24 protein-coding genes are annotated in these 25,430 nt (G+C 72.8%); 18 read left to right on the top strand and 6 right to left on the bottom strand.

Annotation, left to right across the window (positions count from 1 at the left end; translation table 11 throughout):
* The first annotated feature begins 85 nt into the window (after window positions 1–85).
* Window positions 86–1,462, top strand: a complete 1,377-nt coding sequence (locus tag CG736_RS19815) for a transcriptional regulator (RefSeq protein ID WP_043915647.1) — start codon at window positions 86–88, stop codon at window positions 1,460–1,462.
* A gap of 204 nt (window positions 1,463–1,666) precedes the next feature.
* Window positions 1,667–2,806: a hypothetical protein gene (locus CG736_RS19810; protein WP_100587525.1), complete on the top strand. Its 1,140-nt coding sequence runs from the start codon at window positions 1,667–1,669 to the stop codon at window positions 2,804–2,806.
* Between the two features lie 161 nt (window positions 2,807–2,967).
* Here CG736_RS19810 and CG736_RS19805 read toward each other — a convergent pair whose 3' ends face one another.
* Window positions 2,968–4,239: an ABC transporter substrate-binding protein gene (locus CG736_RS19805; protein WP_100587524.1), complete on the bottom strand. Its 1,272-nt coding sequence runs from the start codon at window positions 4,237–4,239 to the stop codon at window positions 2,968–2,970.
* 281 nt (window positions 4,240–4,520) lie between these two features.
* Here CG736_RS19805 and CG736_RS19800 point away from each other — a divergent pair, with 281 nt between their 5' ends.
* From CG736_RS19800 to CG736_RS19770, 7 genes are all read left to right on the top strand, one after another.
* On the top strand, window positions 4,521–4,964 hold the full coding sequence (locus CG736_RS19800; RefSeq protein ID WP_232734076.1) for a hypothetical protein: 444 nt from the start codon (window positions 4,521–4,523) through the stop codon (window positions 4,962–4,964).
* A 113-nt stretch (window positions 4,965–5,077) separates the two neighbouring features.
* Entirely contained in the window at window positions 5,078–5,941 is an 864-nt protein-coding gene (gene purU, locus CG736_RS19795; protein ID WP_100587522.1) for a formyltetrahydrofolate deformylase, read from the top strand.
* Between the two features lie 364 nt (window positions 5,942–6,305).
* A complete protein-coding gene (locus CG736_RS19790) occupies window positions 6,306–6,758 on the top strand; it encodes an ATP-binding protein (RefSeq protein WP_043915651.1) in 453 nt (150 codons plus the stop codon).
* 380 nt (window positions 6,759–7,138) lie between these two features.
* Window positions 7,139–8,407, top strand: coding sequence for an MFS transporter (locus CG736_RS19785; RefSeq protein WP_232734075.1), 1,269 nt, complete (start codon window positions 7,139–7,141; stop codon window positions 8,405–8,407).
* Window positions 8,408–8,482: 75 nt separating this feature from the next.
* Window positions 8,483–9,799: an MFS transporter gene (locus CG736_RS19780; protein ID WP_100587521.1), complete on the top strand. Its 1,317-nt coding sequence runs from the start codon at window positions 8,483–8,485 to the stop codon at window positions 9,797–9,799.
* A gap of 268 nt (window positions 9,800–10,067) precedes the next feature.
* Window positions 10,068–10,397, top strand: coding sequence for a DUF4229 domain-containing protein (locus tag CG736_RS19775; RefSeq protein ID WP_157815651.1), 330 nt, complete (start codon window positions 10,068–10,070; stop codon window positions 10,395–10,397).
* Window positions 10,398–10,401: 4 nt separating this feature from the next.
* Entirely contained in the window at window positions 10,402–11,412 is a 1,011-nt protein-coding gene (locus CG736_RS19770; protein WP_100587519.1) for a LacI family DNA-binding transcriptional regulator, read from the top strand.
* A 6-nt stretch (window positions 11,413–11,418) separates the two neighbouring features.
* Here the strand turns inward: CG736_RS19770 and CG736_RS19765 are convergent, their stop codons facing one another.
* The gene (locus tag CG736_RS19765) at window positions 11,419–11,853 is read right to left on the bottom strand and encodes a GNAT family N-acetyltransferase (protein WP_100587518.1); all 435 of its coding nucleotides are present in this window, start codon (window positions 11,851–11,853) and stop codon (window positions 11,419–11,421) included.
* Between the two features lie 43 nt (window positions 11,854–11,896).
* Entirely contained in the window at window positions 11,897–13,120 is a 1,224-nt protein-coding gene (locus CG736_RS19760) for an MFS transporter (RefSeq protein ID WP_232734074.1), read from the bottom strand.
* 402 nt (window positions 13,121–13,522) lie between these two features.
* On the opposite strand from CG736_RS19760, the gene CG736_RS19755 reads away from it, so the two are divergent.
* Entirely contained in the window at window positions 13,523–14,839 is a 1,317-nt protein-coding gene (locus tag CG736_RS19755) for a dicarboxylate/amino acid:cation symporter (protein ID WP_043915658.1), read from the top strand.
* A gap of 122 nt (window positions 14,840–14,961) precedes the next feature.
* Entirely contained in the window at window positions 14,962–15,522 is a 561-nt protein-coding gene (locus tag CG736_RS19750; protein WP_100587516.1) for a Uma2 family endonuclease, read from the top strand.
* A 13-nt stretch (window positions 15,523–15,535) separates the two neighbouring features.
* On the opposite strand, the gene CG736_RS19745 is transcribed toward CG736_RS19750, so the two are convergent.
* From CG736_RS19745 to CG736_RS19735, 3 genes are all read right to left on the bottom strand, one after another.
* Entirely contained in the window at window positions 15,536–16,087 is a 552-nt protein-coding gene (locus CG736_RS19745; RefSeq protein WP_100587515.1) for a DUF1707 domain-containing protein, read from the bottom strand.
* On the bottom strand, window positions 16,084–17,115 hold the full coding sequence (locus CG736_RS19740; RefSeq protein WP_100587514.1) for a bile acid:sodium symporter family protein: 1,032 nt from the start codon (window positions 17,113–17,115) through the stop codon (window positions 16,084–16,086). The genes CG736_RS19745 and CG736_RS19740 overlap by 4 nt, the downstream gene beginning before the upstream one ends.
* A 221-nt stretch (window positions 17,116–17,336) precedes the next feature.
* Entirely contained in the window at window positions 17,337–17,540 is a 204-nt protein-coding gene (locus CG736_RS19735) for a cold-shock protein (RefSeq protein ID WP_043915662.1), read from the bottom strand.
* A 376-nt stretch (window positions 17,541–17,916) separates the two neighbouring features.
* On the opposite strand from CG736_RS19735, the gene CG736_RS19730 reads away from it, so the two are divergent.
* The 7 genes from CG736_RS19730 (at window position 17,917) to CG736_RS19700 (ending at window position 25,348) form a co-directional block, all read left to right on the top strand.
* The gene (locus CG736_RS19730; RefSeq protein ID WP_100587513.1) at window positions 17,917–18,816 is read left to right on the top strand and encodes a menaquinone biosynthetic enzyme MqnA/MqnD family protein; all 900 of its coding nucleotides are present in this window, start codon (window positions 17,917–17,919) and stop codon (window positions 18,814–18,816) included.
* Window positions 18,817–18,919: 103 nt separating this feature from the next.
* Window positions 18,920–20,506: a serine/threonine-protein kinase gene (locus CG736_RS19725; RefSeq protein ID WP_100587512.1), complete on the top strand. Its 1,587-nt coding sequence runs from the start codon at window positions 18,920–18,922 to the stop codon at window positions 20,504–20,506.
* 69 nt (window positions 20,507–20,575) lie between these two features.
* Window positions 20,576–21,784 carry a cyclic dehypoxanthinyl futalosine synthase gene (mqnC, locus tag CG736_RS19720; RefSeq protein ID WP_100587511.1) on the top strand — a complete coding sequence of 403 codons (1,209 nt, stop codon included), beginning with the start codon at window positions 20,576–20,578 and terminating at the stop codon, window positions 21,782–21,784.
* A 7-nt stretch (window positions 21,785–21,791) separates the two neighbouring features.
* On the top strand, window positions 21,792–22,391 hold the full coding sequence (locus CG736_RS19715) for a hypothetical protein (protein WP_100587510.1): 600 nt from the start codon (window positions 21,792–21,794) through the stop codon (window positions 22,389–22,391).
* Between the two features lie 285 nt (window positions 22,392–22,676).
* Window positions 22,677–23,237 (top strand): hypothetical protein, encoded by a 561-nt coding sequence (locus CG736_RS19710; RefSeq protein WP_100587509.1) that lies wholly within the window; start codon window positions 22,677–22,679, stop codon window positions 23,235–23,237.
* Window positions 23,238–23,281: 44 nt separating this feature from the next.
* Window positions 23,282–23,977: a demethylmenaquinone methyltransferase gene (locus tag CG736_RS19705; RefSeq protein ID WP_043915667.1), complete on the top strand. Its 696-nt coding sequence runs from the start codon at window positions 23,282–23,284 to the stop codon at window positions 23,975–23,977.
* A gap of 90 nt (window positions 23,978–24,067) precedes the next feature.
* On the top strand, window positions 24,068–25,348 hold the full coding sequence (locus CG736_RS19700; protein ID WP_100587508.1) for a geranylgeranyl reductase family protein: 1,281 nt from the start codon (window positions 24,068–24,070) through the stop codon (window positions 25,346–25,348).
* Window positions 25,349–25,430 lie beyond the last annotated feature (82 nt).

The raw sequence follows: 25,430 nt of genomic DNA, 5'->3' as shown, positions 1-25,430 counted from the left end.
CGTCACCGTGGGTATTCCGCATGGTGTTGCACAGTCGTCGCCCTCCGGTCGGGTCCGGACGGCGTTGGGGAGGCGGAAAAATCCCATGGCCGCGAGACCACTCGTCGCACGAGAGCCGAACGAACGTCTGCAGCAGCTGATCCAGGAGGCGGGCTGCTCCAATGCGGGCCTGGCCCGCCGGGTCAACCTCTGCGGAGCCGAGCACGGGCTCGACCTGCGATACGACAAGACGTCCGTCGCCCGCTGGCTGCGCGGGCAACAACCCCGCGGGCAGGCGCCCGCCGTCATCGCCGAGGCCCTCGGCCGCAAACTCGGCCGCGGCGTCACCGTGGACGAGATCGGCATGGCCGACGGCAAGAGCCTCAGCTCCGCCGTCGGACTCCAGTTCGCGCCCAGCCTGGGCACCGCGCTGGAGCAGATCTGCGAACTGTGGCGCAGCGACGTCGGCAAGCGCGACTTCCTGGCCGGCACCACCGTCGCCGCCTCCGCCCTGGTCGAACCCAGCCGGGACTGGCTGATCACCCCGCCCGACCCGGTGGTCGCCCGCACCGGCGGCACCCGGGTCGGCCTCGCCGACGTCGCGGCGATCCGGGCCACCACCCAGATGCTGGTCGACCTCGACCACCGGTTCGGCAGCGGCCACGTCCGCCCCGTCGTGGTGCACTACCTGAACAGCGTGGTCTCCGGCTTCCTCGGCGGCTCCTACCGCGACGAGACGGGCCGTCAACTCTTCGGCGCCGTCGCCCGGCTGACCGAACTCGCCGGCTACATGGCGGTCGACACCGGCCAACCCGGCCTGGCCCAGCGCTACTACATCCAGGCGCTGCGCCTCGCCCAGGCCGCCGACGACCGCGGCTACGGCGGCTACGTGCTGGCCGCCTCGATGAGCCACCTCGCCGCGACCCTCGGCAACCCCCGGGAGATCGCCCAGCTCGCCCGCGCCGCCCAGGAGGGCGCCCGCACGGTGGCCACCCCCACCGCGATGGCGATGTTCTACGCCGCCGAGGCCCGCGGACACGCCCTGCTCGGCGACGCGTACGCCTGCGAGGCGGTCGCCGCGAAGGCGCTCGCCGCGATGGAGCGCCGCAACCCCGTCGACGACCCGGACTGGATCGTGCACTTCGACGAGGCCTACCTGGCCGACGAGTTGGCGCACTGTCACCGGGACCTCCAGCAGGGCGAGCGGGCCGAGCACTACGCCCGCACCGCGCTCGAACTGCACCCCGCGCACCGGGTCCGCCGGCGCGCCGTCGACCTGGTGCTGCTCGCCACCGCCCAACTCCAGCAGCGCGACCTCGAACGCGCCTGCGAGACCGGCACCGAGGCGGTCCGGCTGCTCAGCGGGCTGCGCTCGAACCGGGGCGTGGAGTACCTGGACGACTTCCGCACCAGGCTGGAGCCGTACCGGGGCCACCGGGCGGTCCGCGAGTTCCACGCCCGGATGGACGGGGAGGCCGCGTAGCGGGCGGGTACGGGCGGTGCTGGTCGGCACGATCGGGGCGGGGCGGACGTTCGTGAAGCAATAGCACAGAACAACGGCCCGCGTAGTCACCTGTGCCGGTGAACCGGTAGCGTGGCCTCGCAGTTGTGGTCCGTCGTCAGCAACCCCGACGGGGCAACCGAAAGGCCCGGGATCCCGGTGCCGTGCACAGGTGAGGTAATCGCGTTGAGCCAGCGCCGCTCGTATCCGAACTCCGGCGACTTCAATCTGGACGACCTGTTCCGGCCGGAGCCCGCCACGGACGGCCAGGGCACCCCGGTGCAGGCCGCGCAGCCCCCGTACGCCCAGCCGCAGCCGCAGCCCCCCGTTCCGCAGCAGCAGTCCGCCCCGCCGCTGGGGCAGAGCGGCAGCCCCGAGTACTGGGGCGCGGCGCCGGGGGCGCCGGCGGCTCCGGTCCCGCAGGAGGACGCCGGAGCCACCCAGTACCTGCCGCCCTACCCGGCCGGCGACCCGTCCGTGGCCGCCGCGCCGACGCAGCTCGGATTCCCGCAACAGGGCTACGCCGCACAGACGTTCGGCGGACAGCAGCAGTACCCGACGCCCGCCCCGGCGCAGCAGCCGAGCTACGGCGGCGCGTACGGCGCGGTCCCGCCCCAGCAACAGCAGCAGTACCCGAGCCCGAGCGCACCGGAGCCCGGGTACGGCGGGCCCGCGAGCGGCGGCGACCGCCGCAAGCCCAACACCAAGGTGCTGATCGGCGCGGGCGTGGCCGGTGTCGCGGTGATCGCGGTGGTCATCGGCGTGCTCGCCAGTGGCGGTGGCGACGACAAGACCAAGGACCAGTCCAAGGCCAGGACCACGACCAGCCAGCAGCCGTCCGCACCGGCCGGCGGCGGGGACGGCGCGGTCAGCCCCGCGATGAAGGCGCAGGCGCAGGCGATGTCCGACCTGCTCGGCACCGCGAGTGCGAGCCGCAGCTCGGTCGTCAACGCCGTCACCGCCGTCGGCAAGTGCCAGACCCTGCCGGACGCGCAGGCCGCGCTGACCGCGGCGGCCTCGCAGCGGCAGGACCTGCTGAAGAAGCTCGGCGACCTGAAGGTCGATCAGCTCGCCGACGGCGCCAAGCTGGTGGAGCAGCTGCAGAAGGCCTGGCAGGCGTCCTCCACCGCCGACTCCGAGTACGCCCTGTGGGCCGGGGACATGGTCGCGGGGTGCGACGCGGGCAAGGCGAAGGACAACGACCACTACCGCAACGGCAACACCGCGAGCGGCTCCGCCACGACGGCCAAGGAGCAGGCCGCGGGGCTGTGGGGCGCGATCGCGTCGAAGACGGGGCTCCCGAACAAGGGCGCGAGCGAGCTGTAGCGGGGCGCGCGGGGAGTCGGGCGACCGGCGCAAGGCCCGTCCGTGAGGTCGCGATCAGGTGCAGGTCGTCGTCCTGCGCCGCGATCCCACGGACGGGCCTTGCGCTTCGCGCCGTTCCGCCCACCTCGCTTCGCCGGGGGACCCCCAGCGCCCCAGGGTGTCTACCCCGCGAGGATCGTGCGGACGTCTGTGAAGCCCTGGTGCTGTTCCGTCAGGCGGCCGTTGCGGACCTGCTGGAAGGTGACGGAGGTGTTCACCAGACGGGGGGAGTCGGCGGTGGGGAGCATGTTGGTGACGCCCCAGCCGAGGGGCGGGGTGGTGCCGGCGGTGTCGATGGGGTCGCCGCTGTCGAGGACGGTCTGCAGGGCCTTCGCGGTGAGCGGGCGGGACGGGTCGACGCGGCCGGCGGCCTGGCGCAGCACGGTGTAGGCGACCCAGGTGGTCTGGACGCCGGGGTCGGAGACGTCGATGGTGGTGCCGTTGCCGTAGGTGCGGACGGTGGCGCGCAGGTTGTCCCAGACGGGGGAGCTCTCGGCGGGGAACCAGCCGGTGGCGTACGCGCCGCGCAGCGGGCCGTTGTCGCCGCCGGTGGAGTCGACCACGGACTGCTGGAAGGAGCCGATGACCGAGGCGAGTTGGGTGTTCCTGGGGTTGGCGCGGCGGTAGGGGTCGAGCAGGTTGCCGGTGGGTTCGGCACCGAGGGCGGAGAGCACGCAGTTGCCGGGGCGGTCGTCGCCGATGGCCCGTCGGGTGTAGGGGGAGTAGTCGTTGGACTTCTCGGGGGCCTTGATGTCGGTGACCTTGATGCCGGTCTGCTTGACGGCGGTGTTGAGGTAGCTGACCAGGGCGTCGCCGGCCCGGCTGTCGGGGCGGATCAGGGCGATCTGCTTGCAGCCGGCTTCGATCAGCTGGCGTCCGCTGCCCGCGACGAGGGCGGGGGTGCCGCCGTTGACGGGGTAGGAGAGCGGGCTGCTGAACTCGGGCGTGGAGAGGCCGTAGCCGCCGATGAACGGGATGCCGGCCGCTTCCAGGACGGGGATGAAGTTGCTGCCGTACTGGCTGGCGGAGCCGACCACGGCGACGGCGTGGGCGTTGACGGCCTGGTCGGCGCAGGCGGTGGCGCCGTCGGTGGTGTCGTGCTCGTTGCAGGTGAGGATGTGGACCTTGCGGCCGCCCAGGCCGTCGTGCGCGTTCAGGTCGCGGCCGATGGCTTCGGCGAGGGCGGTCATGCCCGGCCGGTCGGCGGCGCCGGTGCCGGCGGGGGCGAAGGTCATCACGGTGACGTCGCGGGCGGTGGAGTCGGCGGCGGCCGGGCCGCCGCAGGCGGTGGCGGAGAGCAGGGCGGGCAGCACCAGGCCGGCGGCGAGGGCGGCGGTGGTGGTGCGACGGCCGCTGACGGCGGGTGACGGGTGGGGGGTTCCGGTCCGCGTCATGGTGCGCTGTTCCTCCCTGGACACTGCGGGGACTGACCCGTGCTCCGTTGCGCAGGTTCGGCGGGTCAAGGGTGGTCGCGGCCGCACACGGCGAGAGGGACGCGATGTGAACGGACCGCCAACGGGGAAGGAACTCCGGGCGCGTGGATGTGATGACGCGTGTGGAACGGGGTCGGTGGAGGAACGTACGATCGACTCCCGTGTCCGACAGCGTGGATTCTCCGTACCGTTCTGCCCGAAACTCTTCTCGTCCGGGCGGCCGCTCCAGCACGATGGGCGTCATGCCCCTGACTGACCTGCCCTGGTGGCGCTGGCGCGCCCGGATCCGTTCGGCGTTGCACATGCTTTCCGACCCCGGCTTCCAGCGGACGGCCTGGTTGGACGGGCACGGGCAGGGCGGCTACGGGGATCTCTCCGACGCGGTGTACCGGCTGGTCGAGGACAGCTGGCTGGACCGCTGGTCGGCGGAGAAGTACGTGGGCTCGGTGTTCCGGGACTCCGCGGAGGCGGTCGCGGTGGACGCCGCGGTGCTGCGGGTGCTGCGGATCGTGCACCAGGTCGGCGAGGACGCCCCGGCGGCCGTCTACCTCGGGCACCGGGAGTGGCCGGAGGCGGTGCAGGCGGCGCGCGAGGCGCACCACCGGCTGGCCGCCAACGACGGCACGGATCCGGACCTGCCGCCGTCCACGCTGGCCGAGTTGCGGCAACTGACCGCGCACGGCTGAGCGCCGGGGCGGACGCGTGGTCTCGGGTGGCGGGCGGTGACCGCGCGGCCGGGGGATTTGTGCCAGGCTGGGCGGTCCGTCCGCACCAGAGCCGAGAAACGGGACCCCGAGACATGGCCGAGACTGCCCACTCCCAGTACGTTCTGACGCTGTCCTGCCCGGACAAGCAGGGCATCGTGCACGCGGTCTCCAGCTACCTGTTCATGACCGGCTGCAACATCATCGACAGCCAGCAGTACGGCGACGCCGGCACCGGGCTGTTCTTCATGCGGGTGCACTTCTCGGCCGAGGAGCCGGTGTCGGCGGAGAAGCTGCGGGCGTCGTTCGCCGCGGTCGGCGCCTCGTTCCGGATGGACTGGCAGATCCACGAGGCCGCGGAGCGGATGCGGGTGCTGCTGATGGTCTCCAAGTTCGGGCACTGCCTGAACGACCTGCTGTTCCGGACCCGGATCGGGGCGCTGCCGGTGGAGATCGTCGGAGTGGTCTCCAACCACCCGGACTTCCGGGAGCTGACCGAGTCCTACGGCGTCCCGTTCCACTGCCTGCCGGTCGCCAAGGACACCAGGACACAGGCCGAGCAGCAGCTGCTGGAGCTGGTCGACCGGGAGCGGGTCGAGCTGGTGGTGCTGGCCCGCTACATGCAGGTGCTGTCGGACGCCCTGTGCAAGGAGCTGCCCGGCCGGGTGATCAACATCCACCACTCGTTCCTGCCGAGCTTCAAGGGCGCCCGGCCGTACCACCAGGCGCACGCCCGGGGGGTGAAGTTGATCGGCGCGACCGCGCACTACGTCACCGCCGACCTGGACGAGGGCCCGATCATCGAGCAGGAGGTCGCCCGGGTCACCCACGACGTGACGCCGGAGCAGCTGGTGGCGCTCGGCCGGGACGTCGAGTGCCAGGCGCTGGCCCGTGCGGTGAAGTGGCACAGCGAGCGGCGGGTGCTGCTGAACGGCACCCGGACCGTGGTGTTCGCCTGACGGGTGCACACCGGCCGTCCGGCGGCGCTGTTCGAGGGCCGCTGGACATATGTAGGAAGGGTGGTTCCGCTCGTGGCGGCCCGGTGGTGACGGGGCGTGGGGAGTACGGTCGGGAGTACCCGCGGCAGCGGTGCCGCCGACCGGTCGTGCGAACCCCGGCAGGGTGAGCGGGACAGTATGCACCGAGACATCCCCCGAACGCTGGAATATGCCCGAAGCTCTTGCTGCGACCTGGTCCCGGAATCATTCTGGGGCGTATTCGTGTCGATGCCATGGGCAGTGCGGATCGGCGGCCTCCCCGAGGCGCGGCCGACCGGACCGGCGGGATCAAGCGGGCCGAATACCGAGTGCGGGTGGTGGAACGGTGCAGGTACTTCAGGTACAGCTGGCGGTCCAGGCGGATCCGGCCGAGGTCTCACGGGCCCGGCGCTGGGTGCGGGCCCGACTGCAGGCGGGCGGGCTCGATCCGGACTCGGCGGTCGCCGAGACGCTGGTCCTGGTGGTCTCCGAGTTGGTCACCAACGCGGTGGTGCACACCGGCTGTCCGGCGGTGCTGCGGCTGCTGATGCCGGCCGGCCCGGACGCCCCGCCCGGGCTCCGGGTGGAGGTCGCGGACGCCAGCTGCGCCGCCCCCGCCCCGCGGCACGCCGGGGCCGACGCGGAGGCCACCAACGGGCGCGGCCTGGAGCTGGTGGAGCTGCTGTGCGAGCGCTGGGGCTGGTACCCGGACGGCTCCGGCAAGCGGGTGTGGTGCGAGATCGGCCCGGCCGTGGCGGTGTGCGAACGGGCGGCGCAGCCGGTCGCCTCGGCGCGCTGAACGCGGGTCGGCAGGTCCGGGCGTGCCACGCGTGCGCTGTTCGCGCTCCGGGTGATCCATCTGAATTTCCGACAACCCATTGACGTGACGTATCCGACTGATCACTCTTGGGTGCGGCGTTTCGTTGCGAGGGGACGCCGAGGGAGTCCGGGCGGTGCCGACACTCAGGGGGTCGTTGGCCGCTCCGCCCGGAACCTCGGCGAGATCGGAACGCCGGGCGTCACGGCTTCAGGGCCCGGACGCCGACCCGGACGGCGGCCCGCCGTGCCGTGCTCGGGGCGCGCACGGCGGGCCGCCGTCCGATCAGTTGCCGGTCGGACGCCGCATCGTGACCCAAAATCACTGGAAACCAGTGGTGGTCTGGACCAAAACTGTCGAACGTGACCGCACCAGAACTCCACACCGCCCCCACCCCGCGCGTCAGCATCCCCGCCGGTCCCGCCATCTGGTCGGGCAACTTCCGGCTCTACTTCACCGCCCGCTCGGCCGGCCTGCTGAGCGACGCGATGCTCCCCGTGGCCGTCACCACCGGACTGCTCACCTCCGGGCACTCGGCCTCCACGGTCGGCTACGCGATGGCCTTCCTGCTCGCCCCGTTCGCCGGCCTGGTGCTGGTCGGCGGCGTCCTCGCGGACCGGTTCACCGCCCGCCGGCTGATGATCTTCGCCGACCTGCTCAACCTCACCACCCGGGTCCTGCTCGCGGTGCTGTTCTTCCGCGGCATCGACCAGCTCTGGCAGCTGTACCTGCTGCTCGCGCTGGCCGGCACCGCCGCCGCCATGTTCCAGCCCGGCGCCGCCTCCACCGTCCCGCTGGTGGCCCGCGACGTGCAGGGCGCCAACGGCATCCTGCGGATATCCGAGGCGCTCACCACCCTGGCCGGGCCGCCGCTGGCGGGCCTGCTGGCCGCCGCCTCCACCGGCTGGGTGATGGTCATCGCCGGCGTGATGTACGCGATCAGCGCCAGCACGCTGCTGGCGCTGCGGCTGGGCCCGGTCCCCGCGCCGCCGCCCGGCGACAGCCTGTGGAAGAACCTGGTCGAGGGCTGGCACGAGTTCCGCGCCCGCAGCTGGATGTGGGGCGTCATCGTGATCTGGATGATCTTCACGGTGCTCTCCTGGGGCCCGCTCACCCCGCTGCTGGGCTCGCTGGTGGTGCCCGCCCACGGCGCCACCGTGTTCGGCGTCCTGAACGGCATGTTCGGCGCCGGCACCGTGATCGGCGGCCTGATCGCGATCCGCCTCAAGCCCGTCCGCCCGCTCGCCGCCGGCGCGTTCGCCGTCCTGGTCTTCCCCCTCCAGCAGTTCGCGCTCGCCTTCGACCTGCCCTGGCCGGTCCTCGGCGCGGCCATGCTGGTCTCCGGAATCGGCATCAGCTTCTGGGGCGTCATGTGGGCCACCAGCGTGCAGACCCAGGTCCCCGGCGAGGTCCTCAACCGCATCCACGCGTACGAAGTGGCCGGATCCGTCTGCATGTTCCCGCTCGGCTCCGCGCTGGCCGGCCCCGCCATGGAGACCTTCGGCGCCCAGCACGTCCTGGTGGTCGGCGGCGTCGTCACCGTGCTGACCGCCGCCGCCCTGCTGCTCAGCCCGCCCATCCGCGGCCTGCGCCGGGTCCCCGACGCCGGACCGGTCGCCGGCGGGCACTGAAGTCGTCCGGATCTTGCGGGCGGATGGCAGCAAATCCCGTCGTGCCGGCGGGGCCGGGAACCGCAGACTCGACGGGTGAACGAACTCACCACCACGCCCGTCGCCGACCCGGCCCCGCCCCGTCCCGCCCCGCGCCTGCACTACGGCTGGATCGTCGCCGCCGTCTCGCTGGTCGTCCTGGTCGGCTCTGCCGGCTTCCGCTCCGCGCCCGGCCTGATGATGGACGCCCTGCACAACGAGTTCGGCTGGTCGCACGCCACCATCTCCAGCGCCGTCTCCGTCAACCTCACCCTCTACGGCCTCACCGCCCCGTTCGCCGCCGCCCTGATGGACCGCTTCGGCGTCCGCCCGGTGGTGGTCTGCGCGCTGCTCACCATCTCCGTCGGCGCCGGGCTCACCGTCCTGATGACCGCCCCCTGGCAGCTGATCCTCTGCTGGGGCGTCCTGGTCGGACTCGGCAGCGGCTCGATGGCCGGCGCGTTCGCCACCACCATCTCCGGACGCTGGTTCCAGGCCCGGCAGGGACTGGTCACCGGCGTGCTCACCGCCGCCGGCGCCGCCGGGAACCTGATCTTCATGCCGCTGCTCGCCGCCCTGGTCGAGAACCACGGCTGGCGCACCGCGGTGGTGGTGATCTCGCTCGCCGCCACCGCCGTCGCCGTCCCCGTGCTGATCCTGATGCGCGAACGCCCCGCCGACCTCGGCCTGCTGCCGTACGGGGCCACCGAGGCGCCCGCGCCACCGGTGGTCGACGGCTCGGCGATCGCCCGCTCGCTGCGGGTGCTGCGCGACGCCGCCCGCAGCCGGGCGTTCTGGCTGCTCGCCGCGTCCTTCGCGATCTGCGGCGCGACCACCGCCGGCCTGGTCGGCACCCACTTCATCCCCGCCGCCCACGACCACGGCATGCCCGTCACCACCGGGGCCTCGCTGCTCGCCCTGATCGGGGTCTTCGACGTGGTCGGCACGATCGCCAGCGGGTGGTTCACCGACCGGTTCGACTCCACCCGGCTGCTCATCGCCTACTACGGTCTGCGCGGGCTCTCGTTGGCGATGCTGCCCTCGCTGTTCGGGGAGAGCCTGCGGCCGCCGATCCTCGCCTTCGTGATCTTCTACGGCCTGGACTGGGTCGCGACCGTGCCGCCGACCGTCGCACTGTGCCGACGGCACTTCGGGGCGGACGCGCCGATCGTCTTCGGGTGGGTGCTGGCCGCCCACCAGGTGGGCGCGGCGATCGTGGCGGGGTTGGCGGGAGTGGCCCGGGACAGCTTCGGGAACTACGACGCGACCTGGTACGCGGCGGGGGCGTTGTGCGTGGTGGCGGTGGGGTGCTGCCTCGCGCTGGCGGCGGGCGCGCATTCAGGGGCTCGGGGAACGGCGAGGCCGAGTTGCTGACGGTCGAGGACAGCGGTTGGTCATGGCTGCGGCGGGTCTCGAGGCGGGGACCAGAAACGGCGGAACGCAAAGTGCCCTGATGATCCTCCGCAGACTTGGCCTCGCCGTTCTCCCCCAGCCCTGGCGGGCTGGGAGGTGCCCCCACGAGCTCCTGAGTGCGCACCCTCCGAGCCCCTGAAGCCCGGACGGTGTGAGGTCGTGCTTCACTGGGAGGGCCATTACCCCCTCGTGCCCCGTGGCGCGACCCGGCAGTGAAGGACGATCCCCGGTGAGCAGCAAGATCAACGCGACGCTCCGCTACACCTCGCTGCGGGCGAGCATCTTCCTGGCCTGCCTGCTGGTCGCGCTGCTGCTGGCCCATTTCGGGGTGATCCCGGTGGTCGGTGACCTGGGGCTGATCCTGGTGTTCGCGCTGGCGATGGTGGCGTCCGCGGCGATCAGCTACGTGGTGCTGAGCAAGCAGCGCGACGAGATGTCGGCGCAGATCGCGGACCGGATCGAGAACCGCAAGGTCCGTACCGCCGTTCGGGACGCCGCCGAGGACGAGGCGGACGACGCGGCCCGGGCCGCCGCCGCCCGGCAGGCGCAGGCCGGCTGACGGCGTGTCGGACTCCGGGTCCGGCGAGGGGGCGCGACGGCGGCCGACCGGGCGGGACGTGGCCCGGCTGGCGGGAGTGTCGCAGGCGACCGTCTCGCTGGTGTTCTCCGGCAGCGCCGGGCACCGGGTCTCGGACGCCACCCGGCAGCGGATCCACGACGCCGCCCGGGAGCTGGGCTACCGCCCGCAGGCGGCCGGCCGGCAGCTGCGGCTGGGCCGCAGCGGCATGGTGCTGCTGGCGGTGCCGAACCTGCTCGGCCCGTTCTTCGGCCGGGTGCTGACGGGCGTGCACGAGGAGGCGGCCCGGCACGGTCTCTCGGTGGTGGTCTCCAGCGGCTGGGACGCGGCGACGCTCGCCGAAGCCGCGGCCGCGGGCCGTTTCGACGGTCTGCTGATCTGCTCCCCGGACGACAAGCAGCTCGGCGGCCTGCCCGCCGACACCGCGGCGGTGTTCCTGGACGCCGATCCGGCGGCCAACCCCGGCCGGCCCACCGTCGAGCTGGACCTGACCGCGGGCATGCGGGCCGCCGTCGACCACCTGGCGGAGCTCGGCCACCGGCGGATCGGCTACCTGCGCTCGGTGCACTCCGCGCACACCTTCCGGGTCCGGCAGGCGGCGTTCGCGGCGGCGTCCGCGGAGCTGGTCGTGCAGGAGCGGGCGGTCAGCCTGAACGAGGGCAACCGGGAGGCGGCGCGGGTGGCCCGGGAGCTGCTGGCCGGGCCGGACCGGCCGCGTGCGGTGGTGTGCGACGACGACGTGGTGGCGTCCGGGCTGTACCAGGCGGCGGACGAGTCGGGGCTGCGGATTCCCGGCGACCTGTCGGTGGTCGGCATGGACAACATCCCGGTGGCGGAGCTGCTCAGCCCGCCGCTGACCACCGTCGACCTGCCCGGCGAGCAGCTCGGCCGCACCGGCCTGGCCACTCTGGTGGCCCTGCTGGGCGGTGAACTGCCGCCGCCGACCGCCCCGTTGGCGACCTCGCTGGTGGTGCGGCGGTCCACCGCGCCGGCCTGAGCGCGGCTACTGCTCGCCGAGCACCATCCACTTCTCCGGCAGCGCGAGCGGGTTGAACCCGACCTTGGCGTACACCTCGTGCGCGTCCCGGGTGGCCAGCAGCAGGCGGCGCAGCCCCAGTTCGGCCAGGTGGTCGCGGACGGCGGCGGTCAGTGCGGTGCCCAGGCCCCGGCCGCGGGCCGGCGGGGCGATGTACACGTCGCACAGCCAGGCGAACGTGGCGTGGTCGGTGACCACCCGGGCGTAGCCCACCTGGCGGCCGGAAGTCTGCTCGTACAGGCCGAAGTTGAGGGAGTGGTCGATCGCCCGGTCCTGCTTCTCGCGGGGCCGGCCGAGCGCCCAGTAGGCGTCCTCGGAGAGCCAGCGGTGCACCGACTCCCGGTCGAGGAGCGCCGGATCGGTGGAGACCGTGTAGCCCGCGGGCAGCTGGATGCTCGTCATGCGGCGCATCCAAGCAGGCCGCGGGCCGTCCCGGCGAGCGGTTTCAGGCGGCCAGCACGACCCGGGCGGGGCGCAGCCGGGAGCGGGTGGCGAGCAGCAGCAGGCCGCCGAGGGCGATGCCGGCGACGGAGCACAGCGCGACGGCCTGCAGCGAGGTGTCGACCAGCAGGCCGGAGGTCGCGGAGCCGGCCGCGTTCCCGGTGGCGAACAGGGTGACCAGCCAGGCGAATGCCTCGGTGACGGTGCCGGCCGGGGCGAGTTCGGCGACCAGCACGAACGCGGCGGCCAGCAGCGGGGCCAGGCCCAGGCCGGAGACGAAGGCGAGCGCGGCCATCGGCAGCGGGCCGGGCAGGAGCAGCAGCGGCAGCGAGCCGGCCGCCATGACGACGGCGAGCACCCAGGTGCGGGTGGCGGTGTCGGCCTTCCAGGAGGCCGCGCCGTAGGCGAGCGCGCCGAGCAGGCCGGCCAGGGCGGCCAGCGCCAGCAGGGTGCCGCCGCCGCCGGGCAGGCCGCCCGGGTGGCGCTCGGCGTAGGCGATGAACAGCACGGCCTGTGCGCCGACCGTCCAGCCCGCGCCGCTCAGGCCGACCAGCAGCAGGACCAGTCCGGGGGAGCGCAGCGGACCGAGCAGTCCGGCGGACTCGGCGCGCGGCGGGGCCTGCCACTGGCGGGCGGGGGCGGTGGTGGCGACCACCAGCGAGCCGACCAGGCCGAGCGCGGCGGCTGTCCACAGGGCTGTGGACGGCGAGAACGCGGCGGCGATGCCGGCGACGGCGAGCGGCCCGGCGACGTACAGCACCTGCTGGGAGGCGGAGTCGAAGGCGTAGGCGGTGTCGAGCTGCTCCTCCTCGACCACGTCCGGCCACAGCGAGCGCAGGCAGGGTTCCAGCGGCGGCATGCACAGGCCGGCGATCGCCGCGCCGAGCGGGGCGGCGACGGGGGAGCCCGGGGCGAGCGCGAGCAGCGCGTAGCCGCCGCCGGCCAGGGTGGCGGAGGCGAGCAGGACGCGGGGCTGGCCGGTGAGGTCGACGATCCGGCCGAGGGCGGGGCCGCCGATCGCGGCGGCGATCGCGTACGCGGCGGTGGCCAGGCCGATCCGGCTGTACGGGGTGCCGGCCTCGCGCAGGGCGAGGGCGATCACCAGCGCGGTCATGCCGGCGGGCAGTCGTCCGATCAGGGTGCCGACCAGCAGCCGGGTGACGTGCGGGGCGCGGAGCAGCGCGGCGTAGCCCATGGGGTCCTTCCGGGGGGTCTCGACGAGGCTCAAGTTATACGTATAACCGGACGGGCGTCAAAGCCGACCTCAAAGCGGCCCTGTGTGGGCCGTTCGAGCTGATGCTCCGTCAGATAAGGGTCGTTCGGGAACGACCTCAAACAAGTACTTTGAAGATCTCAAAGGTTTACTGCTAATCTACCGACCATGACCACCGCAGACGCCGCGCACCAGGCAGGGACGAGCACTCCGCTCATGTCCCGCTGCCCGCGTCTGCCCGGTGCCCTGGACGGCCCGTGCCGCTGTCGCTCCGGCGGCTGTATGCGGGCGACACGCCGCTCCTGACGCCCTGACAGCTCCGCTGTCGGCCCCCGGGTCTCCCCACCCGGCCCCGCGTCCGGCGTGCCGCCGCCTCCGCACCCACCCCACCCCTGCCTCTCCCGGAGTCGCACACCCATGTCCACCGCGCCCGAAACCGCGCCCACGCTGCTGGGACGCATCCGACGCACCCCGTTCTGGGTCCAGATCGTCGGCGGCCTCGTCCTCGGCCTGCTGCTCGGCTGGATCGCCCGGTCCGGCGACGTGTCCTGGCTGAAGACCACCCTCGACACCGTCGGCAAGACCTTCGTCCAGCTGCTCAAGCTGGCGGTCCCGCCGCTGGTCTTCACCGCGATCATCGTCTCGGTCGCCAACCTGCGGAACGTCACCAACGCCGCCCGGCTGGCCGCCCGCACGCTGTTCTGGTTCCTCGCCACCTCGCTGATCGCGGTCGCCGTCGGCCTCGGCCTCGGCCTGCTCACCGACCCCGGCAAGGGCGCGAACATCTCCACCGCCGGCGTGAAGGGCGTGGAGAAGGGCGGCAGCTGGATCGACTTCCTGACCGGCATCATCCCGACCAACATCGCCGACGCCTTCCTGAAGGTGAACGTCCTCCAGATCGTCTTCCTCGGCGTGGTCGTCGGCGCGGCCATCCTGAAGCTCGGCGACAAGGCCGCCCCGGTCCGCAAGCTCTCCGAGAGCGTGCTCGAACTCGTCCAGACCGCCCTGTGGTGGGTCATCCGGCTCGCCCCGCTCGGCACCATCGGCCTGATCGGCAAGGCCGTCGCGCTGTACGGCTGGGACCTGCTCAAGCCCTTCACCACCCTGACCATCGACGTGTACGTCGGCTGCGCGATCGTCATGTTCGGCGTCTACTCGCTGCTGCTGCGCTTCGTCGGCGGCCTCAACCCGCTGAACTTCTTCAAGGGCGCCTGGCCCGCGATCCAGCTGGCCTTCGTCTCCCGCTCCTCGGTCGGCACCCTGCCGGTCACCCGCCGCGTCACCGAGCGCCTCGGCGTCCCGTCCGAGTACGCGTCGTTCGCCGCCCCGTTCGGCGCGACCACCAAGATGGACGGCTGCGCCGCGATCTACCCGTCGCTCGCCGCGATCTTCGTCGCCCAGGTGTACGGCATCGACCTCGGCATCAAGGACTACCTGCTGATCGCCTTCGTCTCGGTGATCGGCTCCGCGGCCACCGCCGGCCTCACCGGCGCGATCGTGATGCTGACCCTGACCCTCTCCACCCTGGGCCTCCCGCTGGAGGGCGTCGGCCTGCTGCTGGCCATCGACCCGATCCTCGACATGATGCGCACCGCCACCAACGTGGCCGGTCAGGTCGTCGTCCCGATCCTGGTCTCGGCCCGCGAGAAGACCCTCGACCTCGCCGCCTACAACCGTCCGACCGGTGACCTGCTCGCCGAGGACCGCCCGGCCGCCGTGCCGGCCGCCGCCTGACGGTCGCTCACGTCGATGGCCCGCACCCTCGCCGGGGGGTGCGGGCCGTCGCTCGTTGGAGTGAGACTGCTTGGGGCGCGCCGGGCCGGTCAGTAGCGTGGGGCCGACGCAAGGAGGGGGCGATGAGTGCTCTGCCCGGCGAACTGCCGTACGACTCCGTCGATCCGGAACAAGCCCTGAAGTACGCGATCCAGCACCACGCCGGTGAACGCGTCCAGATCATCGACGGGGTCATTGAGCCGCTGGTGCCGAGGTGGGGGCACGAGACATTGGTGGACGGGGTCCGCGAACAGATACGGGACAAGGCCCGCGAGTTGAGCTGCATCATGGGCTCCGGCGATTTGGATCTCCCCGGGTCGAGCAATTGGTACATTCCGGACATTGCGATCGTGCCCCGCGCGCTGTCCAAGGACGGCGACACACTTCTCCCGGACCAGACCCTGCTGGTGGTCGAGGTGACGTCCGACTCCGACGGCGACACCGACCGGGTGGTGAAGCCGCGCAGGTACGCCGAATACGGGGCCCCGCTCTACCTGCTGATCGACCGCCGGGACCGGGCCTGCACGCTGTTCGCGGAGCCGGGGCCGCTCGGGTACACCCGGGTGGTCGGGCCGCTGCCGTTCGGGGAGCCGATCGAACTGCCGGAGCCGTTCGGAGTGCGGCTCGACACCTCGGAGTTCTGAAGCCGCCCGCCGGTCAGCGCCGGCGGGCGTGACGGATGCGGACGCGGCCGAAGCCCGAGGTGCCGGTGATGCGGATGTGCGGGCCGCCGGGGGTGGCGTGGCGCGGGGGGCGGTAGCGGACCGCCTTCCAGCCGCCCTGGACGCCGTCCACGTCGACGGTGGCGTTGTGCGGGACGGTGATGGTGGCGCGGCCGAAGCCCAGGCCGAGTTCGATGTCGACCACCGGGTGCTCGATCACCGCGTGCGACAGGTCGAGCCGGATCTTGCCGAACGCGGAGGCGACCTTCAGGGTGCGGGGCACCCGCCAGGCGCCGCGGCGGACGATCCGGCCGCCGCCGGCAGCGAGGGTGGCGGTGTCGGCGTCGCCGCGCGGGTCGGCGGGCAGGTCCGCGGTGACCAGGTCGAGTTCGGCGCGGGTGGTGGCGGTGAGCGCCTGCTGCAGGCGCTGCTCCATCTCCTCGTGGGTGATCCGCTCCTCGGCGTAGGCCTGCTGGAGGCGTTCGGCGGCGGCGTCGCGTTCGGCCGCGCCGACCCGGGTCTGCGGGGTGTCCGGCAGTGAAGTCACCCGTGCAGCGTAGCTGTTGACGATGCGTCAGGGGCATGGCGGGCCCAGCGCCGGGCGAGCACCGTGCAGACCATCAGCTGGATCTGGTGGAACAGCATCAGCGGCAGCACCGTCAGCCCGACCGCGCCGGCCGGGAACAGGATGGTGGCCAGCGGCAGGCCGTTGGCCAGGGACTTCTTGGAGCCGCAGAACTGGATGGTGATCCGGTCCGGGCGGGCGAAGCCGAGCCGGCGGGAGGCGACGTGGGTGAAGCCGAGGACGGCGGCCAGCAGCGCCGTCGACAGCGCCACCAGCGCCAGCAGTTGGCCCGTCGTGACCCGGCCCCAGCTGCCCTCGCGGACGCCCTCGCCGAACGCGCTGTAGACGATCAGCAGGATCGAGCCGCGGTCCACCAGCTGCGTCACCAGCCGGTGCCGGGCGATCCACGGACCGACCCAGCGGCGCAGCAGCTGCCCGGCGGCGAACGGCACCAGCAGCTGCAGCACCACGTCCAGCACCTGGCCGCCGTCGATGGCGACCCCGGAGGCGCCGGAGAGCAGCCAGGCGGCGAGCAGCGGGGTCAGCACGATGCCCAGCAGGCTGGAGAAGGTCGCGGCGCAGATCGCGGCGGCGACGTTGCCGCCGGCGATCGAGGTGAACGCGATCGAGGACTGCACGGTGGACGGCAGCAGGGTGAGGAACAGCACGCCGGTGAACAGCTCCGGCGGCAGCACCGCGTCGGGCAGCAGCCGGGTGGCCTCGCCGAGCAGCGGGAACAGCACGAAGGTGCAGCCGAGGATCAGCAGGTGCAGCCGCCAGTGCCGGGCCCCGGCCAGCGCCTCCTGCGGGGAGAGCCGGGCGCCGTACAGGAAGAACAGCAGGCCGACGGCGAGGTGCACGCCGCCGGTGACGGCGCTCGCGGCGGCGCCCCGGGCGGGCAGCACGGTGGCCAGCAGGACGGTGCCGAGCAGGAGCAGGAGGTAGCCGTCGATGCCGATCCGGTGCAGCGTGCGGTCGAGGGCGCGGTGGGCGGATCGGACGCGGAGCATTTCTCGATGATCCCCCGGACGGGCGGCGGCGCGGGGAGCGGGGTCGGACCCGGCCGAGGTGGGGGGTCGGCGCATTCCCGGAATTCCGTCCGGAATGCGGACGGAAACGGCGGGTCGGGAAATGCGGGAAAAGGCAGGGGGCCCGCCGAACGGCGGGCCCCCTTGGAACTGCTACTCATACGGACCCGAGGGGCCGTGAGCGATCAGAGAAGTGAGAGATGTCAGATTGCGACGACGTTCTCGGCCTGCGGGCCCTTCGGGCCCTGGGTGACGTCGAAGCTGACCGCCTGGTTCTCCTCCAGCGAGCGGAAGCCGGTCGCGTTGATGGCGGAGTAGTGGACGAAGACGTCGGGGCCGCCGCCCTCCTGGGCGATGAAGCCGAAGCCCTTCTCGGCGTTGAACCACTTGACGGTTCCGGTCGCCATACCGTTCTCCTTGCAAGGGACGTAGTGGACACCACACCTTGTGGCGCCCGGGTCCGCTGCGCTGATCGCCCTGCCTCCGGACGAGTCCGGAGTTTTTCGCACAGTGCTCAATCAATGCTCAATTGATGCCTGATACTGCTGAAAAATTACAAAAAGCCTGCGGTTACACGCTCCGCAGGCTCCAAGTACTGCAAGGGGAATCAAACTGCAACTGGTGTGAACGGTAGCACGCGGTGGCGGCCCCGACCAGGGGCCGACGGAGGTGTCGGAGAGCGTGTCGGAGGGCCCCCGAACGGTGTGTCGGGCACCGGGTGCGGACCCCTCGGAGCAGCAGGCATACCCTGCCGGGAGAGCACCAACGGCAAGGGAGCACACGGTGAGCAGTCGGGCAGCCGAACAGCCGGCGGCGGCGGTCAGGCCGCGGGTCGGACACATTCAGTTCCTCAACTGTCTTCCCCTCTACTGGGGGCTGGCGCGCACGGGGAACCTGCTCGATCTCGACCTCACCAAGGACACCCCGGAGAAGCTGAGCGACCGGCTGGTGGCCGGCGACCTCGACATCGGCCCGATCACCTGTGTGGAGTACCTGCGCAACGCCGACCGGCTGATGGTCCTCCCCGACATCGCGGTGGGCAGCGACGGCCCGGTGATGTCCTGCGTGATCGTCAGCAAGCTCCCGCTGGCCGAACTGGACGGCCGCCGGGTCGCGCTCGGCTCGACCAGCCGCACCTCCGTCCGGCTGGCCCGGCTGCTGCTGGAGGAGCGCGAAGGGGTGCGCCCCGAGTACTTCAGCTGCCCGCCCGACCTGGACGCGATGCTCGCCGAGGCCGACGCCGCCGTGCTGATCGGCGACCCCGCGCTGCGCGCCTCGCTGGAGCAGGCCCCCCGGCAGGGGCTGGCCGTGCACGACCTCGGCGCGATGTGGAAGGAGTGGACCGGCCTGCCCTTCGTCTTCGCGGTCTGGGCCGCCCGCCGCGAGTACGTCGAGCAGCACCCGGAGCTGACCGCCGCCGTGCACCGGGCGTTCCTGGAGTCCCGCGACCTCTCGCTGGCCGAGGCCGCCATGGTGGCCGAACAGGCCGCCCGCTGGGAGGCGTTCGACGCGCCGCTGCTGGAGCGGTACTTCAGTGAGGCGCTGGACTTCTCGCTGGGCGAGCGCCAGCTGGCGGGCCTGGCCGAGTTCGCCCGCCGGGTCGCGCACGACAGCGGCTTCGCACCGGACGTGACGATCCGGCTGCTGGAACCGGCCGCGGCGGAACCGGTCGCGGCGGTCTGAGGACGGCTGTGTCGGACCGGTGACCGCCCTGGGATGATCGGACCGGTCCAGAAGGGCCCGTCGCCGCCGAGGAGCGACGGCCCGCGCCGGAGGGGGAACGGTCATGGAGCGGCTGACGGCTGACGACCCGTCGACGATCGGCGAGCACCGGCTGCTGCGGCGGCTCGGGGCCGGCGGCATGGGGCGGGTGTACCTGGGGCGGACGGCGGGCGGGCGGACCGTCGCGGTCAAGGTGGTCCGCCCCGAGCTCGCCGACGACCCGGAGTTCCGGGCCCGGTTCCGCCAGGAGGTGTCCGCCGCCCGCCGGGTCGGCGGCCGGTGGACCGCGCCCGTCCTGGACGCCGACACCGAGGGCCCCCGCCCCTGGGTCGCCACCGGCTACATCGCCGGCCCCTCGCTCGGCGCCGCCGTGCACACCGGCGGCCCGCTGCCGGTGCCTTCCGCGCACGCCCTCGGCGCCTGGCTGGCCGAAGCCCTGGAACAGGTGCACGCGCTGGGCCTGGTGCACCGGGACGTCAAGCCGTCCAACGTGCTGCTCACCCTGGACGGCCCCCGGCTGATCGACTTCGGGGTGGCCCGGGCGCTGGACGCCGCCGCCTCGGTCACCCACACCGGGTACGTGGTCGGCTCGCCCGGGTTCATGTCGCCCGAGCAGGCCGCCGGTTCGCCGGTCGGACCGGCCGGCGACGTCTTCTCGTTGGGCGCCCTGCTGGCCTTCGCCGCCACCGGCGCCGCCCCGTTCGGCGAGGGCGTCAGCGCCGCCGTCCTGCTCTACCGGGTGCTCCACGAGGAGCCGGAACTGCGCGGCCTGGACGGCGAGTTGCGCGAGGCGGTGGCGGCCTGCCTGGCCAAGGACCCGGCCCACCGGCCCACCCCCGCCGAACTGCGGGCCCGGCTCGCCCCCGGCGCCGCCGCCGTCGGCCCCGAGACCTGGCTGCCCGGCCCGCTGGCCGCCGCCGTCGGCCGCGCCGCCGTCGAACTGCTCGACCTGGAGGCCGACAGCGCGCCCGGCCCCGCGATGCCCGCCGTCGCGGACCGGGTGCCCACCGCACTGGACGGGGGGCCGGTCGACGCGGTGACCGCACGTCGGGGACGCGGACGGCGGCGCCGGGCGTGGACCGCGGCGGCGGTCGGGGCGGTGCTGCTGGGCGCGCTGTACGGCGGACTGGCCGCGACCGGGACGCTGCCCTGGCAGCCCGAACCGGGCGCCACGCACCCTGCCGCCCAGGACCCGGCCGTCGGCGGCCCGCCCGCGAGTCCGTCCGGGAGCCCGTCGGCGGGTCCGTCCGGGAGCCGGTCGGGGAGTCCGGCCGCGACGGGTGAGGGGAAGGCGCTACCCGGCGGGTTCCTCGGCACCTGGAAGGGCACCATCACCACCAAGGTGGTCCCGCTCCCGTCCACCTTCACGGCCACCTTCACCGCCGGGAAGGTCGGCGAGGACGTCGGACGGACCAGCAACGCCTCGTCGTTCAGCAGCACCGTCTGCCGCGGCGTGCTCACCCTGGTGTCGGTCGACGCCAAGGCGATCACCCTCCGGGAACGGCTGGACGGCCCGCAGTCCGGCTGCGGCCTGGAGTCGGAGACGCAGACGTACACCCTGCTGGACGGCGGCGGCCTGCACGTCTCGGTCACCGGGGCACAGCTCGGCACCGACCCGGAAGGGGACCTGGCGAAGCAGCAGCAGGGCTGAGCAGGGGCGGAAAAGCGCTGGCGTAGGCTGGGCGGGACGCCCCTCCGACGATGAAAGCAGGCCCGCCAGGTGTCCGAGCAGAACCTTTCCGCCGCCCAGCTGCAGGCCGTTCTGGACCGCGCGGCCGAGGGCGGCCGGATCACCGCCGAAGAGGCGCTGGAGCTGTACCGTTCGGCCCCGCTGCACGCGCTCGGCGCGGCCGCCGACGCGGTGCGCCGGCGGCGGTACGCGGGCGTGGAGCACATCGCCACTTACATCATCGAACGGAACATCAACTACACCAACGTCTGTGTGACGGCGTGCAAGTTCTGCGCGTTCTACGTCCCGCCGAAGAGCGACAAGGGCTGGTCGCGGGACCTCGACGAGATCCTGCGCCGCTGCGCGGAGACCGTCGAGCTGGGCGGCACCCAGATCATGTTCCAGGGCGGGCACCACCCCGACTACGGGGTCGAGTACTACGAGCGGAACTTCTCCGCGATCAAGGAGCGCTTCCCGGAGCTGGTGATCCACTCGCTGGGCGCCTCCGAGGTCGAGCACATGGCGAAGATCTCCGGCGTCTCCATCGAGGACGCGATCACCCGGATCCACGCGGCCGGCCTGGACTCGTTCGCGGGCGCCGGCGCCGAGCTGCTGCCGGAGCGGCCGCGCAAGGCGATCGCCCCGCTGAAGGAGTCCGGCGAGCGCTGGCTGGAGATCATGGAGACCGCGCACCGCCTCGGCGTGGAGTCCACCTCCACCATGCTGATGGGCACCGGCGAGACCAACGCCGAGCGGATCGAGCACCTGCGGATGATCCGCGACGTGCAGGACCGCACCGGCGGCTTCCGGGCCTTCATCCCCTACACCTACCAGCCGCAGAACAACCACCTGAAGGGCTCGACCCAAACCACGGTGTTCGAGTACCTGCGGATGATCGCCATCGCCCGCCTGTTCCTCGACAACGTCGCGCACATCCAGGGCTCCTGGCTGACCACCGGCAAGGAGGCCGGCCAGCTGTCGCTGCACTACGGCGCGGACGACCTCGGCTCGGTGATGCTGGAGGAGAACGTGGTCTCCGCGGCCGGCGCCAAGCACCGCTCCAACCTGCACGAGCTGATCCACCTGATCCGGACCGCGGGCCGCGTTCCGGCGCAGCGCTCCACCACCTACCAGCACCTGCGCGTCCTGGACGACCCGGCCAACGACCCGGTCGACCCGCGGGTCGCCTCGCACATCGCCTCCACCGCGATCGAGGGCGGCACCGCGCACCCCGAGCTGACCATCCTGTCCACGAACTGAGCCCTCCGTGCTGACCCTGCACCGGGCCCGTCTGGTGCTGGCCGACCCCACCGCCCCGCCCCTCGTGGACGGGGCGGTGCTGGTCGCCGACGCGAAGGTGGCGGAGATCGGGCCCTTCTCCGAGCTGGCCGGGAGCCCGGCACGAGTCCGCGAGTGGGACGGCGTGCTGGTGCCCGGGCTCGTCAACCGGCACGGGCGGTGGCTGCTGGAGGGCGCCTACCACCCGGACCCGCGCGAGGAGTCGGGGGACCGGCCGCTGGCGCCGCCCGACGAGTTGACCGACGAACGGTGGGGCGGCAGCGCCCGCCGGGGGCTCCAACGCATGCTCGCCTTCGGCGCGACAGCCGTGACGGGTCCGTTCGACCGGCCGTCGGTCCGTACGGCGGCGACGCGCTCCGGCCTGCACGTGCTGCCGGGCGACGGGACGCCGGGGGCGCTCGACCCGCTGGACGGCCAACCGCTCGGCACCGCCGTGCACCGGACGTTGACGGTCGGCGGGGCGGCGGACTTCGCGGTGTTCGACGCGCGGACCCTTGAGGACGTGGAACGAGGGGCGAACTGCTTGGCGACGGTCCTCGGCGGACGCCTGCTCCATCGCAGGCGGTGAAGAACCAGGGGCTCGTGGGGGCGCCTCCCGGCCCGTCAGGGCCGGGGGAGAACGGCGAGGTCAGTTGTTGCCGGCGAGTGGTCACGGCTGCGGCGGGTGAAGGACCGGGGCCCGAAACGGCGGAACGCCTTGCGCCCTGTTGATCGCTCGCAGACCTGGCCCCGCCGTCCCCCGGGCCCCGGGTGGGGCTCTCGTTCGTGTGCAAGTTCTGACTCCCCGTGACCTGACGCCCCACCAGCGGATACGATCCCGGTTCAGTACTCCGCCGAGCCAGGAACAGGACGCATGCGACCCGCCACCTCCGATCGTCCGCGGACCAGGCCCGGTCGGGGGTGGTACGTGGGGGCGGTGCTGAGCGCGGTGGTGGCCGTCACGATGTGTCTGTTGGGGTGGCGGCAGGCCGATCAGGCGGACCGGATCAACGCGCATCCGGTGCGGATCGAGGGCACGGTGACCCAACTGCCGGGTGGCAGCGGGACGTACAGCCAAGTCGCGTACGTCGCGGACGGGCGGCGGCTGACGGCGGCGGACCTGTGGCTGCCGGAGGAGGCGAAGCTCGGCGACCCGATCTGCCTGGAGCACGCGGCGGACGACGCGCGCGCGGTGCGGGTGTGCGGGAAGCGGTATCCGCAGCCGGTGGGGGTCGGGTTGGCGCAGACCACGGTTCCGTTGACGGCGCTGCTGTGCCTGGTGTGCCTGTACCGGATCCGGCAGCTCAAGCGGGCGGACGGGCGGGCCGCGGCGGGCGGGTTCACGGTGGCGTTCGCAGCCGAGGGGATGCCCGCGCTGACCCAGGGCAAGCGGTCGCGTCGACGCCGCAAGGGGGGCCGCCGCGCGTTGCGGTGAGCCCTGGTGACGGTTGCCGGTGGGGCTGGGTTAAGAATGGGGGCGTGACCCGAGCCCATCTGGACAAGCAGCCGCACGATGTCGCCGCCATGTTCGACGACGTCGCGGCCAAGTACGACCGCACCAACGACGTGCTCTCGCTGGGCCAGGCCCGGTTGTGGCGCCGCGCGGTGGCCGATGCGGTGGGGGCCGTCGCGGGCCAGCGCATCCTGGACCTCGGCGCGGGCACCGGCACGTCCTCGCTGCCGTTCCTGGAGGCCGGCGCGGACGTGGTTCCGTGCGACTTCTCGATCGGGATGCTGACCGAGGGCAAGAGCCGTCACCCCGAACTGGCGCTGACCGCGGGCGACGCGACCCGGCTGCCGTTCGCGGACGAGTCGTTCGACGCGGTGACGATCTCCTTCGCGCTGCGCAACGTGCAGGACCACCAGGCCGCGATGCGCGAGATGCTGCGGGTCACCAAGCCCGGCGGCAAGGTGGTGATCTGCGAGTTCTCCACGCCGACCTGGACGCCGTTCCGTACGGTGTACACCGAGTACCTGATGCGGGCGCTGCCGCCGGTGGCCACCAAGGTGTCGTCGAACCCGGAGGCGTACGTCTACCTCGCGGAGTCGATCCGGTCCTGGCCCGACCAGCCCGCGCTGGCCGCGGAGTTGCAGCAGGCCGGCTGGACGAAGGTGGCGTGGCGCAACCTGACCGGCGGGATCGTGGCTCTCCACCGCGGCTTCAAGGCCCCGTAGACTGCGAGGGTTCGGCGCTCCGCACCGTTTCCGTTGCCGGAGGGTCCGGACCCGACCACCCGTGACCCGACGCGCTCAGGAGAGAGCCGAATGACCGAGACCGCCGTGGAGTCCACCGCCGACGTCATCGTGGTCGGCGCCGGTCCGGCCGGTTCCACCACCGCGTACTGGCTGGCCCAGGCGGGCCTGGACGTGCTGCTGCTGGAGAAGACCGAGTTCCCGCGCGAGAAGGTGTGCGGCGACGGTCTGACGCCGCGCGCCGTCAAGCAGTTGGTGGACATGGGCATCGACGTGTCCACCGAGAACGGCTGGCTGCCCAACAAGGGTCTGCGGATCATCGGCGGCGGCGTCCGGCTGGAGCTGGACTGGCCGGAGCTGGCCTCGTTCCCGGACTACGGGCTGGTGCGCAAGCGCGCGGACTTCGACGAGCTGCTGGCCCGTCAGGCGCAGAAGGCCGGCGCCCGGCTGTACGAGAACTGCAACGTCAGCGGCCCGATCCAGGACCGCACCGGCCGGATCACCGGCGTGACCGCCAAGCTCGGCCCGGAGAAGCGCGAAGTCGCCTTCCACGCACCGCTGGTGGTCGCCGCGGACGGCAACTCGACCCGGCTGTCGCTGGCCATGGGCCTGCACCGGATCGAGTCCCGGCCGATGGGCGTCGCCTACCGGACGTACTTCACGTCGCCGCGGCACGACGACGACTACCTGGAGTCCTGGCTGGAGCTGTGGGACACCCGCGGTGGCCAGAAGAAGCTGCTGCCCGGCTACGGCTGGATCTTCGGCATGGGCGACGGCACCTCCAACGTCGGCCTCGGCATCCTCAACTCCTCGCCCGCGTTCGGCGACCTGAACTGGCGCGAGGTGCTGAAGAGCTGGTGCGCCGGCATGCCCGAGGAGTGGGGCTACACGCCGGAGAACATGACCGAGCCGATCCGCGGCGCCGCGCTGCCGATGGCCTTCAACCGGCAGCCGCACTACACCCGGGGCCTGCTGCTGGTCGGCGACGCCGGCGGCATGGTCAACCCGTTCAACGGCGAGGGCATCGCCTATGCGATGGAATCCGGCCAACTCGCGGCCGGCGTCATCGTCCAGGCGATGGCCCGGATCACTCCGGAGGGCCGGGAGCGGGCGCTGGCCCGCTACCCGCAGATCCTCAAGGACACCTACGGCGGCTACTACACGCTCGGCCGGGCGTTCGTGAAGATGATCGGCAACGACCGGGTGATGCGGATCGCCGCCGAGCGCGGCCTCACCCACCCGGTGCTGATGAAGTTCGTCCTCAAGCTGCTGGCCAACCTCACCGACCCGACCGGCGGCGACGCCGCGGACCGGATCATCAACGGCCTCGCGAAGGTGGCTCCCCGGGCCTGATCCGGGCGGCGGCCGAACAGCGGCGGCGGGCAGGCGGAAATCGCTTGCCCGCCGCCGTTCGCGTGCGGGAGGGTGTGCGGCG

This window comes from Kitasatospora sp. CB02891 (genome assembly GCF_002803145.1).
Lineage (GTDB): Bacteria > Actinomycetota > Actinomycetes > Streptomycetales > Streptomycetaceae > Kitasatospora > Kitasatospora griseola.
Note: the sequence above shows the minus strand (reverse complement) of the source record. Positions and strands in the feature narration are given on the sequence as shown.

What these genes read in the sequence shown, in the direction of transcription:
- CG736_RS19815 (WP_043915647.1), top strand. Translation starts at nt 86, where the DNA reads ATGGCCGCGAGACCACTCGTCGCACGAGAGCCGAACGAACGTCTGCAG.
- CG736_RS19805 (WP_100587524.1), bottom strand. Translation starts at nt 4,239, where the DNA reads ATGACGCGGACCGGAACCCCCCACCCGTCACCCGCCGTCAGCGGCCGT.
- CG736_RS19800 (WP_232734076.1), top strand. Translation starts at nt 4,521, where the DNA reads ATGCCCCTGACTGACCTGCCCTGGTGGCGCTGGCGCGCCCGGATCCGT.
- purU (WP_100587522.1), top strand. Translation starts at nt 5,078, where the DNA reads ATGGCCGAGACTGCCCACTCCCAGTACGTTCTGACGCTGTCCTGCCCG.
- CG736_RS19765 (WP_100587518.1), bottom strand. Translation starts at nt 11,853, where the DNA reads ATGACGAGCATCCAGCTGCCCGCGGGCTACACGGTCTCCACCGATCCG.
- CG736_RS19755 (WP_043915658.1), top strand. Translation starts at nt 13,523, where the DNA reads ATGTCCACCGCGCCCGAAACCGCGCCCACGCTGCTGGGACGCATCCGA.
- CG736_RS19750 (WP_100587516.1), top strand. Translation starts at nt 14,962, where the DNA reads ATGAGTGCTCTGCCCGGCGAACTGCCGTACGACTCCGTCGATCCGGAA.
- CG736_RS19740 (WP_100587514.1), bottom strand. Translation starts at nt 17,115, where the DNA reads ATGCTCCGCGTCCGATCCGCCCACCGCGCCCTCGACCGCACGCTGCAC.
- CG736_RS19735 (WP_043915662.1), bottom strand. Translation starts at nt 17,540, where the DNA reads ATGGCGACCGGAACCGTCAAGTGGTTCAACGCCGAGAAGGGCTTCGGC.
- CG736_RS19725 (WP_100587512.1), top strand. Translation starts at nt 18,920, where the DNA reads ATGGAGCGGCTGACGGCTGACGACCCGTCGACGATCGGCGAGCACCGG.
- CG736_RS19710 (WP_100587509.1), top strand. Translation starts at nt 22,677, where the DNA reads ATGCGACCCGCCACCTCCGATCGTCCGCGGACCAGGCCCGGTCGGGGG.
- CG736_RS19700 (WP_100587508.1), top strand. Translation starts at nt 24,068, where the DNA reads ATGACCGAGACCGCCGTGGAGTCCACCGCCGACGTCATCGTGGTCGGC.